The sequence below is a fragment of the Dorea sp. YH-dor226 genome (assembly GCF_039832105.1).
Classification (GTDB): Bacteria; Bacillota; Clostridia; order Lachnospirales; family Lachnospiraceae; genus Dorea_A.
On sequence record NZ_JBDOHS010000017.1, the window covers coordinates 23,600 to 42,021 of the forward strand.

16 protein-coding genes and 1 pseudogene are annotated in these 18,422 nt (G+C 44.4%); 15 read left to right on the forward strand and 2 right to left on the reverse strand.

Annotated features, from left to right (window positions below):
- Positions 1–84: 84 nt before the first annotated feature.
- Both ABE547_RS12445 and ABE547_RS12450 read right to left on the reverse strand, forming a co-directional pair.
- A pseudogene (locus tag ABE547_RS12445) lies at positions 85–195 on the reverse strand (pantoate--beta-alanine ligase); the annotation flags it as partial.
- 207 nt (positions 196–402) lie between these two features.
- Positions 403–1,635, reverse strand: coding sequence for an argininosuccinate synthase (locus ABE547_RS12450; protein WP_347379085.1), 1,233 nt, complete (start codon positions 1,633–1,635; stop codon positions 403–405).
- Positions 1,636–1,956: 321 nt separating this feature from the next.
- Here ABE547_RS12450 and argC point away from each other — a divergent pair, with 321 nt between their 5' ends.
- From argC to hemW, 15 genes are all read left to right on the forward strand, one after another.
- A complete protein-coding gene (gene argC, locus ABE547_RS12455) occupies positions 1,957–2,997 on the forward strand; it encodes an N-acetyl-gamma-glutamyl-phosphate reductase (protein WP_347379086.1) in 1,041 nt (346 codons plus the stop codon).
- Between the two features lie 26 nt (positions 2,998–3,023).
- Positions 3,024–3,467, forward strand: coding sequence for a GNAT family N-acetyltransferase (locus ABE547_RS12460; RefSeq protein WP_347379111.1), 444 nt, complete (start codon positions 3,024–3,026; stop codon positions 3,465–3,467).
- A 44-nt stretch (positions 3,468–3,511) separates the two neighbouring features.
- Complete coding sequence (gene argJ, locus ABE547_RS12465; protein ID WP_347379087.1) at positions 3,512–4,735, forward strand: bifunctional glutamate N-acetyltransferase/amino-acid acetyltransferase ArgJ; 1,224 nt, start codon at positions 3,512–3,514, stop codon at positions 4,733–4,735.
- Positions 4,736–4,817: 82 nt separating this feature from the next.
- Positions 4,818–5,717, forward strand: a complete 900-nt coding sequence (gene argB / locus ABE547_RS12470) for an acetylglutamate kinase (RefSeq protein WP_347379088.1) — start codon at positions 4,818–4,820, stop codon at positions 5,715–5,717.
- A gap of 4 nt (positions 5,718–5,721) precedes the next feature.
- The gene (locus tag ABE547_RS12475; RefSeq protein WP_347379089.1) at positions 5,722–6,897 is read left to right on the forward strand and encodes an aspartate aminotransferase family protein; all 1,176 of its coding nucleotides are present in this window, start codon (positions 5,722–5,724) and stop codon (positions 6,895–6,897) included.
- Between the two features lie 69 nt (positions 6,898–6,966).
- On the forward strand, positions 6,967–7,398 hold the full coding sequence (locus tag ABE547_RS12480) for a DMT family transporter (RefSeq protein WP_347379090.1): 432 nt from the start codon (positions 6,967–6,969) through the stop codon (positions 7,396–7,398).
- 68 nt (positions 7,399–7,466) lie between these two features.
- On the forward strand, positions 7,467–8,060 hold the full coding sequence (locus ABE547_RS12485) for a helix-hairpin-helix domain-containing protein (RefSeq protein WP_347379091.1): 594 nt from the start codon (positions 7,467–7,469) through the stop codon (positions 8,058–8,060).
- A gap of 18 nt (positions 8,061–8,078) precedes the next feature.
- Positions 8,079–8,768: a response regulator transcription factor gene (locus ABE547_RS12490; protein WP_347379092.1), complete on the forward strand. Its 690-nt coding sequence runs from the start codon at positions 8,079–8,081 to the stop codon at positions 8,766–8,768.
- Positions 8,725–10,200 (forward strand): ATP-binding protein, encoded by a 1,476-nt coding sequence (locus ABE547_RS12495; protein WP_347379093.1) that lies wholly within the window; start codon positions 8,725–8,727, stop codon positions 10,198–10,200. Before ABE547_RS12490 ends, ABE547_RS12495 begins: the two co-directional genes overlap by 44 nt.
- 17 nt (positions 10,201–10,217) lie before the next feature.
- Complete coding sequence (locus ABE547_RS12500; RefSeq protein ID WP_347379094.1) at positions 10,218–11,138, forward strand: GerMN domain-containing protein; 921 nt, start codon at positions 10,218–10,220, stop codon at positions 11,136–11,138.
- A gap of 32 nt (positions 11,139–11,170) precedes the next feature.
- Positions 11,171–13,357 carry a DNA internalization-related competence protein ComEC/Rec2 gene (locus tag ABE547_RS12505; RefSeq protein WP_347379095.1) on the forward strand — a complete coding sequence of 729 codons (2,187 nt, stop codon included), beginning with the start codon at positions 11,171–11,173 and terminating at the stop codon, positions 13,355–13,357.
- Positions 13,358–13,414: 57 nt separating this feature from the next.
- A complete protein-coding gene (locus tag ABE547_RS12510) occupies positions 13,415–14,428 on the forward strand; it encodes an alpha-hydroxy-acid oxidizing protein (protein WP_347379096.1) in 1,014 nt (337 codons plus the stop codon).
- Between the two features lie 3 nt (positions 14,429–14,431).
- On the forward strand, positions 14,432–15,409 hold the full coding sequence (gene holA / locus ABE547_RS12515) for a DNA polymerase III subunit delta (protein WP_347379097.1): 978 nt from the start codon (positions 14,432–14,434) through the stop codon (positions 15,407–15,409).
- Positions 15,410–15,494: 85 nt separating this feature from the next.
- Positions 15,495–17,309 (forward strand): translation elongation factor 4, encoded by a 1,815-nt coding sequence (gene lepA / locus ABE547_RS12520; protein ID WP_347379098.1) that lies wholly within the window; start codon positions 15,495–15,497, stop codon positions 17,307–17,309.
- Positions 17,309–18,415 carry a radical SAM family heme chaperone HemW gene (hemW, locus tag ABE547_RS12525; protein ID WP_347379099.1) on the forward strand — a complete coding sequence of 369 codons (1,107 nt, stop codon included), beginning with the start codon at positions 17,309–17,311 and terminating at the stop codon, positions 18,413–18,415. Before lepA ends, hemW begins: the two co-directional genes overlap by 1 nt.
- The last annotated feature ends 7 nt before the right edge of the window (positions 18,416–18,422 follow it).

The following is an 18,422-nucleotide window of genomic DNA, read 5'->3' on the forward strand; positions in this document are numbered from 1 at the left end:
TGACAGCGCGGGAAAGGCAAAGGGCGGCCTGTCTTTCCTCCGGGTTCAGATAAGTGTTGCGGGAAGATTTTGCAAGTCCGTCATGTGTCCCTCATGCAGATAGCCCATTGTAGGAACCAGTCCTACAGAAGGGCCTTCCTTTTTCCATGCTTTTACCAGTTCTCTTGTTTCTTTGATGGTTGTTGCTACTTTCATTTGTTGTATCTCTCTTCGTATTATTATTCGAAGATAGTCATCTGATGATTATTGAATAAATAAAAAAGACGCTGCATATGGACATACTTTTACCATGATCATATACAGCGATATTATCATTTCACAGAAAAAAGTACAAAAGAAGTGTAAGATATCAAAAAAACGTTTCCGCATTTTTTCCGGAAACGTTTTTTATGAGGGTGAATATTAGATTGAATTCTGATTGGTTTCGACTTCCTGCATTTTCAGAGCACGAACTTTCAGAGGAAGTCCGAACAGATTAATGAAACCGCTTGCATCATGATGATCATACAGATCGCCTGTTGTAAAGCTTGCAAGGGATTCGTTGTACAGGGAATATGGAGAAGTAGTACCTGCTTTTGTGATATTTCCCTTATAGAGTTTGAATTTTACTTCGCCGGTTACATATTCCTGTGTGCTTTCAATGAATGCCTGAATGGCTTCGCGCAGAGGTGTGAACCATTTTCCCTCGTATACAACCTGAGATAACTTATTGCTCATCATTTCTTTTACCTCATAAGTTGCACGGTCTAATACAAGTTCTTCCAGCTGCTGATGAGCTTCGTACAGGATGGTTCCGCCGGGAGTCTCGTAGACACCACGGGACTTCATTCCAACAACACGGTTCTCTACGATATCGCAGATACCGATTCCATGTTTGCCGCCAAGTTCATTTAACTTGCAGATGATGTCAGATACCTTCATCTCTTCTCCGTTGATGCTTTTTGGTACTCCTTTTTCAAATGTCATAGTCACGTATTCGCCTTTGTCAGGTGCTTTTTCCGGTGGAACGGTCAGTACCAGCAGATCGTCGTAATTAGGTTCCTGAGAAGGATCTTCCAGTTCCAGACCTTCATGGCTGATATGCCATAAGTTACGATCACGGCTGTAGCTGTGTTTTGCGTCGAAAGGAAGATCAATACCATGCTGTTTGCAGTATGCGATCTCATCTTCACGGGATTCTATGGTCCATACATCCGTCATTCTCCAAGGAGCGATAATCTTGATATCCGGAGCGAGAGCGCGGATGCTGAGCTCAAAACGAATTTGATCATTACCCTTTCCGGTTGCGCCGTGGCAGATGGCAACAGCTCCTTCTTTTCTCGCAATCTCAACCAGACGTTTTGCGATTGCCGGACGTGCCATGGCTGTTCCGAGAAGATATTTATTCTCATACACAGCATGTGCCTGTAAACATGGAACAATATAATTATCACAGAAATCATCTATGATATCTTCAATATATAACTTTGAAGCACCGGACATTTTTGCTCTTTCATCCAGGCCATCCAGTTCTTCTCCCTGTCCGCAGTTAATACAGCAGCAGATAACCTCATAGCCGAAGGTTTCTTTCAACCACGGAATAACAGTTGTGGTATCAAGACCACCGGAATATGCTAATACAACTTTCTCTTTCATCTTATATATCCTCCTGATGTAAAATAGTTTATCTGAGTAATATTTACTTTTTGAATTGCAAAAATTACTATACACCATAACTTATAAATATGCAAGAAAAAATTATATAAAACTTAAAAAAGTGGTTTTTATGCATAAAATGTATAAAAATATGCATATAAAATTCAAAAAAATACTTGAACAATATTCGATACAGATGTATAATTATGCAAGTTCTTAAATTGGGGACAGGGTATTTTGAAAAAGGGACAAGGGATTTTTAATTTGGGACGGAGGATTTTTAAAAATTCCCCGTCCCCACCCCGGAAAGGATGTTTATATATGATTAAGGCAGGCATTATTGGCGCAACCGGCTATGCCGGCGGTGAACTGGTAAGATTATTGATGGGACATAAGGATGTGGAAATTGTCTGGTATGGATCCAGAAGTTATATAGATAAGAAGTATGCGGATGTATATCAGAATATGTTCCGGATCGTGGATGCAAAATGTATGGATGATAATATGGAAGAGCTTGCAAAGCAGGCGGATGTGATCTTTACGGCGACGCCGCAGGGATTCTGTGCTTCAATGCTTACGGAGGATATTCTGTCAAAGACGAAGATCGTGGATCTGAGTGCAGATTATCGTATTAAAGATGTTGCGACGTACAAGAAATGGTATGGGATTGAACATAAAAGTCCACAGTTTATAAAAGAAGCAGTATATGGATTATGCGAGATCAATCGCGAAGATGTGAAGAAAGCAAGACTGGTTGCCAATCCGGGATGCTATACAACATGTTCGATTCTGACGGCGTATCCGCTTGCAAAGGAAGGAATCATTGATATGAATACTCTGATCGTGGATGCAAAGTCCGGAACTTCCGGAGCGGGCAGAGGGGCCAAGGTTCAGAATCTGTTCTGTGAGGTCAATGAAAATATGAAGGCTTATGGTGTTGCCACACACAGACACACGCCGGAGATTGAAGAACAGCTTGGCTATGCGTCAGGAGAACAGGTCATCATCAACTTTACTCCACATCTGGTACCGATGAATCGTGGAATTCTCGCAACAGAGTATGCATCACTGAAAAAGGATGTTACATATGAAGAAGTAAAAGCAATATATGATAAGTATTATAAGGATGAGAAATTTATCCGTGTGCTGGAAAAGGATGTCTGTCCGGAGACAAAGTGGGTGGAAGGCAGCAACTATGTGGATATTAATTTTAAGATTGATCCCAGAACAAATCGTATTATTATGATGGGGGCAATTGACAATCTTGTGAAAGGTGCCGCAGGGCAGGCGGTTCAGAATATGAATCTGATGTTTGGCCTTCCGGAGAGCGAGGGACTGGAACTGGTTCCGATGTTCCCGTAAACATAAGGAGGAAGGAGAAAACGATGTTGATAAGAGTAATGACGATTGAGGATTATGATCGGGTCCGTGCTCTCTGGATGAAAATCAAAGGATTTGGAATCCGCAGTGTAGATGATTCCAGAGAGGGTGTGGAGCGATTCCTGAAACGAAATCCTGAAACCAGTGTGGTGGCAGAAGAAGACGGAAAAATTGTAGGTGCGATTCTCTGCGGACATGACGGCAGGCGGGGATGCCTGTATCATGTATGTGTAGATGAGCAGTATCGGATGCGAGGAATCGGGAAAGCAATGGTAGTATTTGCCATGGAGGCATTGAAAAGGGAACAGATCAATAAAGTATCCCTCATTGCATTTACAAAGAACGATATCGGCAATGCATTCTGGAAAGAGATCGGATGGACTGGAAGAGAAGATCTGAATTATTATGATTTTACACTGAATGAAGAAAATATCACTGCATTTATTCAATAAAAAGGATGAAGAAGAAACAGGTATAAAGAAAGGAAGAGAAGAATATGAAACAGATCAAAGGCGGAGTAACCGCAGCAAAAGGATATGAAGCAGCATCAACAGCAGCAGGGATCAAGTATACAGACAGAACAGACATGGCGATGATATACAGCCAGGTTCCATGTGTGGCAGCAGGAACATTTACCACGAATGTAGTAAAAGCCGCACCGGTAAAATGGGATCAGCAGGTGGTAAAAAGCGGTGCAAAAGCGCAGGCAGTCATCGTTAATTCCGGAATTGCCAATGCATGTACAGGTGCCGAAGGATTCGGATACTGCAAAGATACTGCAGAGGCAGCAGCAAAGGCACTGAATATCTCCGCAGATGGTGTGCTTATCGGTTCGACAGGCGTCATCGGAAAACAGATTCCGATCGCGAAACTGACAGCCGGAGTGGAAGTGCTGGCCGGTAAGAAAAATGCTTCTCTGGAAAATGGTACAGAGGCGGCAAAGGCAATCATGACGACAGATACCTGCGAAAAAGAGCTGGCTGTTGAGATTGAAGTGGGCGGAAAAACGGTTACCATCGGCGGTATGGCAAAAGGCTCCGGTATGATTCATCCAAATATGTGCACCATGCTTGCATTTATTACAACGGATGCGGTGATTACAAAAGATGCACTTCAGAAAGCCCTGAGTGAGGATGTTGGAGATACGTACAACATGATTTCCGTTGATGGAGATACTTCTACAAATGATACGGTGATCCTTCTGGCCAATGGTCTGGCAGAGAATCCGGAGATTGTATACGGAAGTGAAGATTATCAGACATTTGCAGATGCACTCCATGTAATCAATGAGTATCTTGCGAAGAAAATCGCGGGAGATGGAGAAGGAGCAACAGCATTATTTGAAGTAAAGGCTGTCGGATGTGAAAGTACAGAACAGGCAAAGACACTTGCAAAATCTATTGTATGCTCGAATCTTACTAAGACAGCGATTGCAGGACATGATGCAAACTGGGGAAGAATCCTGTGTGCCATGGGATATTCCGGAGCGCAGTTTGATCCGGAAAAAGTAGATCTGTTCTTTGAGAGCAAGGCCGGAAAGATCCAGATCATTGAAGATGGAACGGCAGTCGATTACAGTGAGGAAGAGGCGACCAGGATCCTGTCTGAATCAGAAGTTACCGCAATTGCTGATGTGAAGATGGGAGATAAGAGCGCAACTGCATGGGGCTGTGATCTGACCCATGGATATATTGAGATTAATGCGGATTACAGAAGTTAATGACTGATTACAGGAATGAAATAACGACAGCATAGTTATCAGGAAACAGGCTTGCAGAAAGAAACGGAAGGAATGTGATAATATGGAAAAATCAATGCAGAAGTATCTGGACAAAGCAGAAGTGCTGATTGAAGCACTGCCATATATTCAGCGGTTTAACCGGAAGATTATTGTAGTAAAATATGGCGGCAGTGCCATGATAGATGAACAGCTTAAGGCACAGGTCATTCAGGACGTCACTCTTCTTAAGCTGGTTGGATTTAAGCCGATCATTGTGCATGGCGGAGGAAAAGAGATCAGCAGGTGGGTTGGAAAAGTAGGAATGAAACCACAGTTCATCAACGGGCTTCGCGTAACAGATGATGCCACAATGGAACTGGTAGAGATGGTTCTTGGAAAAGTAAACAAAAGTCTGGTACAGCTGGTAGAAGAACTGGGAGTTCGTGCCATCGGTATCAGTGGTAAGGATGGAGCGCTTCTGAAAGTAGACAAAAAATATGCGGATGGTGAAGATATTGGCTTTGTTGGCGATGTCAAAGAAGTGAATGCAGACATTCTTTTTGATCTTCTGGAAAAGGATTTCCTGCCGATTATCTGTCCGATAGGCCTGGATGATGAATATAATACCTATAATATCAATGCAGATGATGCCGCCTGTGCGATTGCAAAAGCTGTGAAAGCTGAAAAACTGGCATTCCTTACGGATATCGAGGGGGTATATAAGGATCCGGATGATCCGGACACACTGATCTCCGAGTTGAAAATATCTGAAGGCAGGAAATTAATGGAAGAAGGATATATTGGCGGAGGAATGCTTCCCAAAATTCAGAATTGTATAGATGCGATTGAGGCTGGCGTATCCAGAGTACATATACTGGATGGACGGATTCCACATTGTCTGCTTCTGGAAATCTTTACAAATAAAGGAATCGGAACGGCGATTCTGAATGATATGGATGAGAAATATTATCAGGGAGAATAGGATTATGAATCGATATATGGAAGAGACCAATCAGGCTTTGTTACACACCTATAACCAGTTCCCTGTTGTATTGGAACGGGGAGAGGGTGTATATCTGTATGATACAGAAGGGAAAAAATATCTGGATTTTGCGGCGGGATATGCGGTATCTTCGCTCGGGTATGGAAACCAGGAGCTGAACGGTGCATTAAAGGCACAGATCGACAGACTGTTTCATACATCGAACCTTTATTACAATACAGTATGCGGTGAGGCGGCAGAGGCACTGAAACGGGTCAGCAAAATGGACCGGATCTTTTTCACAAACAGCGGAGGAGAGGCTGTGGAAGGTGCACTTAAGGCTGCAAGGAAATATGCATATAAAAAAGGTACCGGACGATATGAGTTTATTGCCATGGAAGAGTCTTTTCACGGAAGAGGCTTTGGGGCAGTATCAGTGACCGGACATACGTCTTACCGGGAACCTTTTGAGCCGCTGGTTCCGGGCGTCTCATTTGCAAAATATAATGATCTGGACAGTGTCAGGGCACTGGTTACGGATAAAACCTGTGCTGTGATCCTGGAGCCTTTACAGGGAGAAGGCGGAATACACCTTGCAACGGAGGAATTCATGAAAGGAATCCGGAAACTCTGCGATGAAGAGGGAATTCTGATGATCTGTGATGAGGTGCAATGTGGAATGGGACGTACCGGATCCATGTTCGCATGGCAGTCCTATGGTACCAGACCGGATATTATGACGATGGCAAAAGCAATCGGAAGCGGAATTCCGGTAGGAGCATTTGCGCTGACAGAAGAGGTTGCCGCATATTCTCTGGAACCGGGAGATCATGGAACGACATACGGAGGCAATCCGCTGGCATGTGCTGCCGTCAGTAAAACAGCAGAGATATTTGAAAAAGAAGAAATAGCGGCACATGCAAAAGCGATGGGGCAATATCTGAAGGAAAAGCTTCAGATGCTGGTTCAGGAATATGACTGTGTAACGGAAGTAAGAGGAACCGGCCTGATGCAGGGAATCCGGGTCACAAAACCAGTATCCGGGATTACAAATGCCGCACTGAAGGAGGGGCTTCTGATCATCGGGGCCGGAACAGATGTCATTCGTTTTGTACCACCGCTCGTCATTGAGAAGGAGCACATTGATGAGATGATCGAAAAACTGAAGAAGGTATTATAGTTCCAAAGCAGGGACATAAAAAACCAATCATTGGATATACTAATTACAGGAATGTAGGAGGTGAATGTCATGGTTGGTTTTTTGATTGCGTTGTTGTCCGGTGCATTGATGAGTATTCAGGGGGTGTTCAATACACAGGTTACGAAAGTAACAGGCATGTGGGTCAGTAATGCATGGGTACAGTTCAGTGCTTTTGTATTGTGCCTGTTCATCTGGATGTTGACAGGAAGAGACAGTGTTTCAGCACTTTGGAAAGTGGAACCACGCTATATGCTGCTGGGAGGTGTGATAGGAGCAGGGATCACATGGACAGTGATAAAAAGCATGGAGCAGCTTGGGCCTGCGAAGGCAGCACTTCTGATCGTGATCTCACAGTTGATCGTAGCGTATCTGATAGAACTTCTTGGACTCTTTGGTGTGGAAAAAGAACCGCTGGAATGGAGAAAGGTGATCGGAATGGGGATTGCCCTGATTGGTGTTGCATTTTTTCAGTGGAAATAGTACAATAAATCTACCTAGGCATAAGCGGGATATTTGCAGTTACGACAGACTGCAAAGGAGAATTATGCATGAGTATGATCAGGCGATTGATACAGTATCTATTGTTTTTTTCAATCTTGATCTGGGTATCAGGGTGTTCATCAGATATCCCGGATCAGAAGGAAGAACTGACAGTAATTGAGGAAGAAGTAAAGCAGGAGGAAAGGCCGGAAGAGGAACGAGAGGACCAACAGGAGATGATATGCGTTCATGTGTGCGGAGAGGTATGTAATCCGGGAGTTTATGAGCTGGAAGCCGGCAGCCGGTTGTATGAGGCGATTGAAGCTGCCGGAGGAATGACGGAAAAGGCGGCGAAAGATTATCTGAATCAGGCAGAAAAGGCGGAAGACGGACAGCAGATATACGTACCTTCTGACGAGGAAGTGTCATGGTCGGATGAGCAGAGCGCTTCCGGGGATGATCTGGATGATGGAAAAGTCAATCTGAATACTGCCTCGAAGGAGCAGTTAATGACATTGAGCGGTATCGGGGAGGCGAAAGCATCTGCTATCATCAGTTACCGTGAAGCACATGGCGGCTTTCAGAATATTGAAGAACTGATGCAGGTAGAAGGTATCAAGGAGGGTGTGTTTCAAAAAGTAAAGGACCAGATCAAAGTATAGTAATAAGGGAGTAATAAAATGGGTAGACGAGTACTGGTTGTAGATGATGAAAAACTGATTGTGAAAGGAATAAGGTTCAGCCTTGAACAGGATGGAATGGAAGTGGATTGTGCTTATGACGGTGAAGAGGCACTGAAGCTTGCGAAAGAGAATGCATATGATATCATTCTTCTTGACATCATGCTTCCGAAGTATGATGGATTTGAGGTGTGTCAGCAGATCCGGGAATATTCGGATGTTCCGATCGTGATGCTTACTGCGAAGGGTGATGATATGGATAAGATACTGGGACTGGAATATGGTGCGGATGATTACATTACGAAACCATTTAATATTCTGGAAGTAAAAGCAAGGATCAAAGCGATCATCCGAAGAACCAGTAAGCGTGATAAGGATCAGAGCAGTGATAAGGTCATCAAAAAAGGCGATATGCAGATTGACTGTGAGAGTCGTCGTGTTGTGATCGGAGACAGAGAGATTAATCTGACGGCAAAGGAATTTGATCTTCTGGAGCTCCTTGCCATGAATCCGAATAAAGTATACAGTCGAGAAAACCTTCTGAATATTGTATGGGGTTATGAATATCCGGGTGATGCAAGAACGGTGGATGTACATATCAGAAGATTGAGAGAAAAGATCGAAGCGAATCCAAGCGATCCGAAATATGTATATACGAAATGGGGCGTTGGTTATTATTTTAGGGGTTAAGACATATTTTAGAAGAAATATATTCAAGAGCCTGCGTTTTCGGATAATCCTGCTGGTGATACTGGCAGGAATTATTCCGATGCTGATCATGAAAACGCTGCTTCTTGGAAGTTATGGAAAACGTGCAGTAGAGGTACGAACTGCAGAGATTCAGAATCAATGTACCATTCTATGCAATCAGCTGAGTAATTCCGGTTATTCTACCGGGAGTACGACGGAAGTGATCCGTACGGAGCTTATTCAGCTGTCCAATATCTACAATGGCCGAGTGATGGTCATAGACAAAGATTTCCGTATTGAAGAAGATACATATGACATGGATGTGGGAAAGACGATTGTATCGGAGAATGTTATTCGATGCTTTCAGGGAAAAGGAACCACGGATTATGATAAGAAGAATCATTATATTGAAGTGACGTCTCCGATTCCGGGCACCGAAAGAAATCAGGTGGCAGGTGTTATGCTTGTGAGCGTGTCTACGGATTATATTGAGGGAAATCTGGCAGTTCTGAATAATAAGGGAAATGTGATACTCCTGATTGCTTCTTTGGGTATCCTGCTTGTGGCTTTTCTGTCAGGCCTCAGGATGACAAAGCCGTTTATACGAATTACAAGGTCGATCTCGGCGGCTACAGAAGGATATAATGAAGATTATCTTCATGAAAATACTTATACAGAGACGATGGATATCTCGGATGCATTTAATAAGATGTCAGGAAGAATGAAAGCACTGGATGATTCAAGAAATGAATTTGTATCAAATGTCTCGCATGAATTAAAGACGCCGATCACCTCCATGAAAGTTCTGGCAGACTCTCTTTTGTCCCAGGAAAATGTTCCGGTTGAGCTTTATCAGGAGTTTATGGGAGATATGTCAGAGGAGATTGAAAGAGAGAATAAAATTATTAATGACCTTTTGTCTCTGGTCAAGATGGATAAGACAGCGAATTCCGCCAATACGATGAATATCAAAACGGAAAATATGAATGAGCTGGTGGAACGTATATTAAAGAGGCTGAGACCGATCGCGGCAACCCGGAATATTGAAGTAGTGTATGAGAGTTTTCGTCCGGTGACAGCAGAGGTTGATGAGACGAAGCTCTCTCTTGCAATCTCTAATCTGGTGGAAAATGCGATCAAATATAACAAGGAAAATGGATGGGTTCATGTTTCTCTGAATGCAGATCATAAGAATTGTTATATTGAAGTGGCAGATTCGGGTATTGGAATTCCGGATGAGGCGAAAGAGCATATTTTTGAGAGATTTTACAGAGTGGACAAGTCTCATTCCAGGGAGATCGGCGGAACGGGTCTTGGACTGGCTATCGCAAGGAGTGCAGTGGTAATGCACAGAGGTGCGATTAAAGTGTTCAGTCAGCTGGGAGAAGGCACTACATTTACCATACGGATTCCGCTCACGTATGTCAGATAACCTGGGAGGAATGCAGAATGAGCAAAAAAAGAAGATATCAGATTGTACTGAGTGTTGCTGTATGCATTATTATGGTGACGGGATGTGGAAGAAAAGAGCAGCTGAGTGATTCGGATCAGGGACTGTATTATGCGAATCAGGAGGGTACGGCGCTGGTCAAAGAAGAATATAAGACATCAGGCAGTACAACAGAGGAGAAGATTGAAGATGTCTTGAAAGAGATGCCAAAGAAAACAGATGCCGAAGACTACAGAAGTGTGTTCCCGGAAGGTGTAAAAGTGACCGGATGGGAATATTCAGACGGAAAACTGGAAATATGTTTCAACGGTCAGTATCAGGAGATGACACCTTCACAGGAAGTTTTGCTTCGGGCAGCAGTGGTGCAGAATCTTGGGCAGATACAGGGGGTGAATTATGTATACTTTCTGATAGAAGGCGAACCGCTGAAAGACAGTCAGGGAAGTGATGTGGGATATATGAGAGCAGAAGATTTTATTCAGAATACGGGCTCTACACTTCATTCTTACCAGACTGCAGAACTGAATCTGTATTTTCCGAACAGTCAGGGAGATAAGCTTGTAAAAGAGTCGGTCAGTATCCGCTACAATAGTAATATGTCGAAGGAGAAACTGATCGTAGAGCAGCTGATCAGGGGGCCTTTGGCGGAAGGAGCACAGCTCGCTATTCCTTCGGAAACAAAAGTTATGAGCGTTTCTGTGAAGGATCATATCTGTTATGTCAATCTGGATGAGGGATTCTTGAATAATTCGTATCTGATTAATCCGGAGCTTACGGTGTATTCTATTGTGAATTCTATCGTGGACGGAGGCAGTATCAGTAAGGTTCAGATCTCTGTGAACGGACAGTCTGACATTAATTATATGGGACAGGTGGATCTGAGCAAACCGTTGTCCCGGAATCCGGAACTCGTGGAATAATGACAAGGCGATCTGCCGGATGGGAGAAAAAGATGAAAAACAGACCGCTATTCACGGTATGCCTAATCATTCTGTCTGTGATCGTGCCTGCGGTTGGATGGGGAGGGCAGAGGTTTCTTAAGGAACTTAAGCCTTCTCTGCTTGAAAAATATGTACAGGAGCAGGAGGTGCTGACTGTCAGTGGAACCGTCAGCTACATAGATCAGAAGGATACATATCGTGCAATTTATCTGAAAAACAATTCTGTTGATTCTAAAGACCGATCATTTCGGGAATCAAATATTCTTATTTATACAGACTCCGATATAAAACTGCATATTGGCAATCAGGTTACGGTGCTGGGAGAGGCGGCGTTTTTTGATCATGCAAGAAATCCGGGGAATTTTGATCAGAAGCTTTATTATCAAAGGCAGGATATTCATGGAATGGTATGGGCATCACAGATAAAGCTTGCGGATTCTGATGTCTGGAAGTGCCGGGATATGCTGTATCGGTTCCGGATCGCATGGAAGGAAAGACTTCAGAAGACCATGGGAGAAAAGGAAGGAGGAATCTTAAGTGCCATGCTGCTGGGAGACAGAACCGGTATGGATCAGGATGTGAAAGATCTGTATCAGGCCAATGGGATCGCCCATGTTCTGGCTGTTTCGGGACTTCATCTGTCCTTTGTGGGTCTGGGGATCTACCAATTGCTTCGCAGAATGACCGGGTCTTATCTGGCCGGAGGTGCTGGAGGCATTCTGATTCTGGGTCTGTATATTCTTATGATTGGATGTACCGTTTCTGTGGTGCGCGCGCTGGTTATGTTTCTGCTTCGTGTGGGAGCGGATATTGCGGGAGCACACTATGACAGCCCGACCGCACTTTCCCTTGCAGCTGTTATTGTGTTGTGTTGGAGACCGCTCAGTCTGACAGACGGAGGATTCTGGATGTCGTTTGGTGCGGTTCTTTCCATGATGCTTGCGTCATCTCTGTCTGGGAATATTCCGGCAGGAGGAATATGGGGAAGTATCAGTATACAGATTGTATTGCTTCCGGTTCTTCTGTATTATTTTTATGAGATACCGATGTATTCTGTTCTTCTGAATCTGTATGTGATACCGTTGATGTCTGTGCTTTTGTTCTGTGGAATGCTTGGAAGTCTGGTGAGTATTTTCTGTGCCCCTGTATCGGAAGTGATTCTTGGATTCTGTGGATGGATTCTGAAAATGTATGAAAAAAGCTGTGCATATGTGCTGAAAATCCCAGGTGCAAGGCTTGTACCTGGAAAGCCGGAGATCTGGAAGATCGTGGTGTATTATAGCATACTTGCAATCGTTATATTGATGTTGAGAGGTAAAGCAAAGGGATGGAAAAAATATGTGTATGCATGTGTGTTGTGGGGAGCAGCAGTATGTATCCTGACCTGCAGACCGGAAGAGAGGGGAATGCTTCAGGTAACGATGCTGGATGTGGGACAGGGAGACTGCGTTGTAATGCAGGGGCCGTCCGGGGGAACCTATATGATGGACGGAGGCAGCAGTGATGTGAAACATGTGGGACGTTACCGGATGGAATCCTTTTTAAAATCCAGAGGAATCTATCAGCTGGATTATGTATTTGTGTCACATGGAGACAGTGATCACATCAATGGGATAGAGGAACTGATCGAACGACAGCGTCTGGGAATTAAGATTCATACACTGGTATTCCCGAACCGGAAAACATGGGATGACAGTCTGGAAGCGCTGTACAAGCTTGCGAAAAGTGCTCAGATCCGGGTGGCAGTCATGGAACCGGGTGAGACAATCCGGGAAGGAGAGATGACGCTGACCTGTCTGTTTCCCAAAGCGGAAGAACCGCAGGAAAAGGGAAATGCGTCATCTCTGGTACTGAGTCTGCAGTATGACATGTTCGATATGCTGCTTACCGGAGATCTGGAAGGGGAGGGAGAGGCATGTCTGACGCAGATTCTGAAAGAGCAATACAGAGATACCCGGTGGGATGTTCTGAAGGTGGCGCATCACGGTTCCGGAAATTCGTCGGGAGAGGAATTTCTGGAACAGGTACAGCCTGCGTATGCGCTGATATCGGCCGGAAGAAATAATCGTTATGGGCATCCGCATCAGGAGACACTGGAACGTCTGAGAAGATCCGGATGTCAGATACGCTCTACAAAGGATTCTGCGGCACTGGGCATCCGGGTAAAGAAAAATATCATGATGGTTGAATTCAGATGAAAAATTCAGTATACTTTTAGGAAGAGGCATTTTTGAAAGAAGAGAGGAAAATGGATTATGACATACGAAGAAGTGTTACAGAATGCAAAAACATGTATGGGCCCGCATTGTAAGGCATGTCCTGTCTGCAATGGAAAGGCCTGTGGCAGCAAGATGCCGGGACCTGGAGCAAAGGGAAGTGGAACCGTAGCGATCCGCAATTATGATAAATGGCAGGAATTGTGTGTGAATATGGATACAATCTGTGAGAACAAGACAGTAGATACTTCACTGGAACTGTTCGGAGAAACGTTTCGCTATCCGATCTTTGCAGCTCCGATCGGGGCGATGAAGCTTCATTACGGAGACAAGTATGACGATCTGGAATACAATGATATTCTGGTATCTGCCTGTGCAGATGCAGGAATTGCAGCATTTACCGGTGATGGAACCAATCCGGCGGTGATGGTTGCTGCAACAAAGGCGATCCGGCAGAAAAACGGAAAAGGGATCCCGACGGTAAAGCCCTGGGATATTGATACATTGAAAGAAAAGCTTGCGATGATCAAGGAATGCGGATCGTTTGCTGTCGCAATGGATATTGATGCTGCGGGACTTCCGTTCCTTCAGAATCTGACCCCGCCGGCAGGAAGTAAGACGGTAGAAGAGCTGCGTGAGATCATAGAGGCAGCAGGTGTTCCGTTTATTATCAAGGGTGTAATGACGGTCAAAGGCGCACTAAAGGCGAAAGAAGCAGGAGCATCTGCCATTGTGGTATCGAACCACGGAGGAAGAGTCCTGGATCAGTGCCCTGCAACGGCAGAAGTGCTTGGAGAGATCGTGGATGCTGTCGGTGGAGATATGAAGATTCTGGTTGACGGAGGGATTCGTTCTGGTGTGGATATCTTTAAGGCACTTGCTCTTGGTGCAGATGCAGTATTGATCGGACGTCCGTATGTAACCGCAGTATATGGAGGGGCAGCTGAAGGTGTGGAAGCCTATACTTCAAAACTTGCGGCAGAGTTAAAAGATACGATGGCAATGTGTGGTGCTCATTCCCTGAACGAGATTTCAAGAGATATGGTTAGATAGTGAATGAAAAGCTTAAATGAGGATATAAAGTCAGGAGTATTCAGACAGACTTATCTTTTATATGGAGAAGAGGCCTATCTGAAAAAACAGTATAAGGACAAGCTGACGAAGGCGATCCTTCCGGAGGGAGATACCGTTAATTATGCTTATTATGAGGGCAAGGGAATCCAGCCCGGGGAATTGATCGATCTTGCAGAAACCATGCCGTTTTTTGCAGAGCGTCGTCTCATTGTTGTGGAGAATTCCGGTTTTTTCAAAAATGCATCGCCGGAATTGGCAGACTATATCAGGACGATGCCGGAAACAGCGTGTTTTCTCTTCGTTGAAAATGAGGTAGACAAGCGTGGAAAACTCTATAAGGCAGTCAAGGAAAAGGGCCGGATCGCAGAGATGGGCCGTCAGGATGAAAAAACGCTTTTGTACTGGATTGCCGGTAATGTAAAAAAAGAAGAACGTCAGATTAAGGAATCTACTGCAAGATATCTGATCTCTTTGGTCGGAACGGATATGGAAAATCTGGAAAAAGAGATGGAAAAGCTTTTTTCTTATACGCTGGGAAAAAGTGAGATCACGATTCAGGATATTGATGATATCTGCACAAGCCAGGTTACGAATCAGATCTTTGCCATGGTGGAGGCGGTAGCGGCGAAGCAGCAGAAGAAAGCTCTGGATTATTATTATGATCTGCTGGCGCTGAAGGAACCACCTATGCGGATATTGTATCTGCTTTCACGTCAGTTTAAATTATTAATGGAAGTTCGGAATCTGGCCGGAAAAGGTTTTGACAAATCCCAGATTGCGAAGACGGTGGGGCTTCATCCGTTTGTGGTGGGCAAGTATATGCAGCAATGTCGTGATTTTTCAGAGACAGAGTTAAGGTCAATCCTGGAAGATGCAGCAGATACGGAAGAGATGGTTAAGACAGGAAGATTAAATGATATGATGAGTGTGGAACTCTTTATTGTAAAATACAGTGTCTGAACCGTTGTCAAAAAGAATCTGCCGTGATAAGATAAGGATTACTGTAAAAACAAAATGTGAAATAAATGTAAGGAGAACGAGATAAGTGTCAATAATAGATCAGAGTAAAATTCGTAATTTTTGTATTATTGCCCATATTGATCATGGAAAATCCACTCTGGCAGACCGTATCATCGAGATGACAGGTCTTCTTACCAGCCGTGAGATGCAGTCGCAGGTTCTTGATAATATGGATCTTGAGAGAGAACGGGGGATCACGATCAAAGCACAGGCGGTTCGTACTGTCTATAAAGCGAGAAACGGAGAAGAGTATATATTTAATCTGATTGATACTCCGGGACATGTGGACTTTAATTATGAGGTATCAAGAAGCCTTGCAGCCTGTGACGGAGCGATCCTTGTGGTCGATGCTGCACAGGGAGTTGAGGCACAGACACTGGGCAATGTATATCTGGCACTGGATCATGATCTGGATGTCATGCCGGTGATTAATAAGATTGATCTTCCGAGTGCGGAACCGGATCGTGTCATTGAAGAGATTGAAGATGTGATTGGAATCGAAGCAACAGATGCACCGCTGATATCTGCAAAAACCGGGCTGAACGTGGAAGAGGTGCTGGAACAGATCGTAGAAAAGATTCCGGCACCGCAGGGGGATCCTCTGGCTCCTTTGCAGGCGCTGATCTTTGATTCCCTGTATGATTCCTATAAGGGAGTCATTGTATTCTGCAGAATTAAGGAAGGAACTGTACGAAAGGGAACGCCGATTCTCATGATGGCGACCGGAGCAAAAGCAGAAGTAGTGGAAGTAGGATACTTTGGAGCAGGTCAGTTCATTCCGTGTGAGGAATTAAGCGCCGGAATGGTTGGGTATATTACGGCAAGTCTGAAGAATGTGAAAGACACCCGTGTCGGAGATACGGTTACCAATGCATCCCGCCCATGTGAGAAGCCGCTTCCGGGTTATAAGAAAGTCAATCCGATGGTGTATTGTGGAATGTATCCGGCAGACGGAGCCAAATATCCGGATCTTCGGGATGCGCTGGAGAAGCTGCAGCTGAATGATGCCTCTCTGCATTTTGAGCCGGAGACATCAATCGCACTTGGATTTGGCTTCCGATGTGGATTCCTTGGTCTTTTGCATCTGGAAATCATACAGGAGCGTCTGGAGAGAGAATATAATCTGGATCTGGTAACGACAGCGCCAAGCGTTATCTATAAAGTGCATAAGACGAACGGGGAGGTTATCGATCTGACAAATCCGTCGAACCTTCCGGATCCTTCTGAGATTGAATATATGGAAGAACCGATCGTAAAAGCGGAGATTATGGTTACTTCAGAATATATCGGGGCGATTATGGATCTTTGTCAGGAAAGAAGAGGAATCTATGATGAGATGGAATATATCGAAGAGACCCGTGCGGTGCTCAGATATCATCTGCCATTGAACGAGATTATCTACGATTTCTTTGACGCGCTGAAGTCAAGATCCAGAGGTTATGCTTCTTTTGATTATGAGCTGGCCGGATATACACGTTCAGAGCTGGTAAAATTGGACATTCTGATCAATAAAGAACAGGTGGACGCATTGTCCTTTATTATCCATGCCGACAATGCATATGAGCGTGGAAGAAAGATGTGCGAAAAGCTGAAAGAGGAGATCCCGAGACAATTGTTTGAGATTCCGATCCAGGCAGCGATCGGAGGCAAGATCATTGCAAGAGAGACTGTGAAGGCCATGCGAAAGGATGTGCTCGCCAAGTGTTACGGCGGTGATATCAGCCGAAAGAGAAAGCTTCTGGAAAAGCAGAAAGAAGGAAAGAAGCGTATGCGCCAGGTTGGTAATGTAGAGATTCCTCAGAAAGCATTTATGAGTGTGTTAAAGCTGGATGATAAGTAATGAAACCGTTAGAGTTATATATTCACATTCCATTTTGTGTGAAAAAATGCAGATATTGTGATTTCCTGTCGGCGCCTGCAGACGCAGGGGAACGACAGGAATATATAGAACAACTTTGTGGGCAGATACGCTCATATGATAAACTGGCAGAGGATTATCATATTACCAGTATTTTTCTTGGAGGAGGGACACCTTCCATCCTGGAGGCCGGACAGATCAGGGATATTTTTGATGCGGTCAGAGGGACGTTTCCGGTCGACTCTGATGCAGAGATCACGATTGAAGTCAATCCCGGAACTGTGGACAGAATCAAGCTGATCTCCTACAGACGTGCCGGGATCAATCGCCTGAGTATCGGTCTTCAATCTGTGCATGATCAGGAACTCAAAATGCTGGGAAGAATCCATACATTCCGGGAGTTCCAGGAGACATTTACGCTTGCAAGAGAAAAAGGGTTTGACAATATCAATGTGGATCTCATGTCCGGAATTCCGTTTCAGACACTGGACGGCTGGGAGAGTACACTGAGAACGGTGGCAGAACTTGGACCGGAGCATATCTCTGCATATAGCCTGATTATTGAAGAGGGAACCCCTTTCTATGAGAAATACGGCGAGGGAGAGAGGGCAGAAGCAAGGAGAAGAAGAGAACTTCCGGATGAAGATACGGAGCGTATGATGTATCAGTATACAAAGAATATACTCAGGGATTATGGTTACCACAGATATGAGATTTCAAACTATGCAAAAGACGGATATGAATGTCGGCATAATCTTGGATATTGGAACCGTGACGAGTATCTTGGAATCGGAACCGGAGCAGCGTCATTCATGAATAACAGACGCTGGACACAGGGAGAAGATTCGGAGACCTTAAGCATTGAAAACCAGATGGAAGAGTATATGTTTCTGGGACTTCGAAAGATGAAGGGAATCTCTGTCGCCGGATTTTATCAGTCCTTCGGTAAAAGTATACAGGATGTGTATGGAGATGTTCTGCATAAGCTTTTGCAGGAAAAACTGATAGAAAAATCCGGAGACAACATACGCCTGACCGAACGTGGCATTGATATCAGTAATTATGTTATGAGTGAATTTTTATTTTAATCGTTAT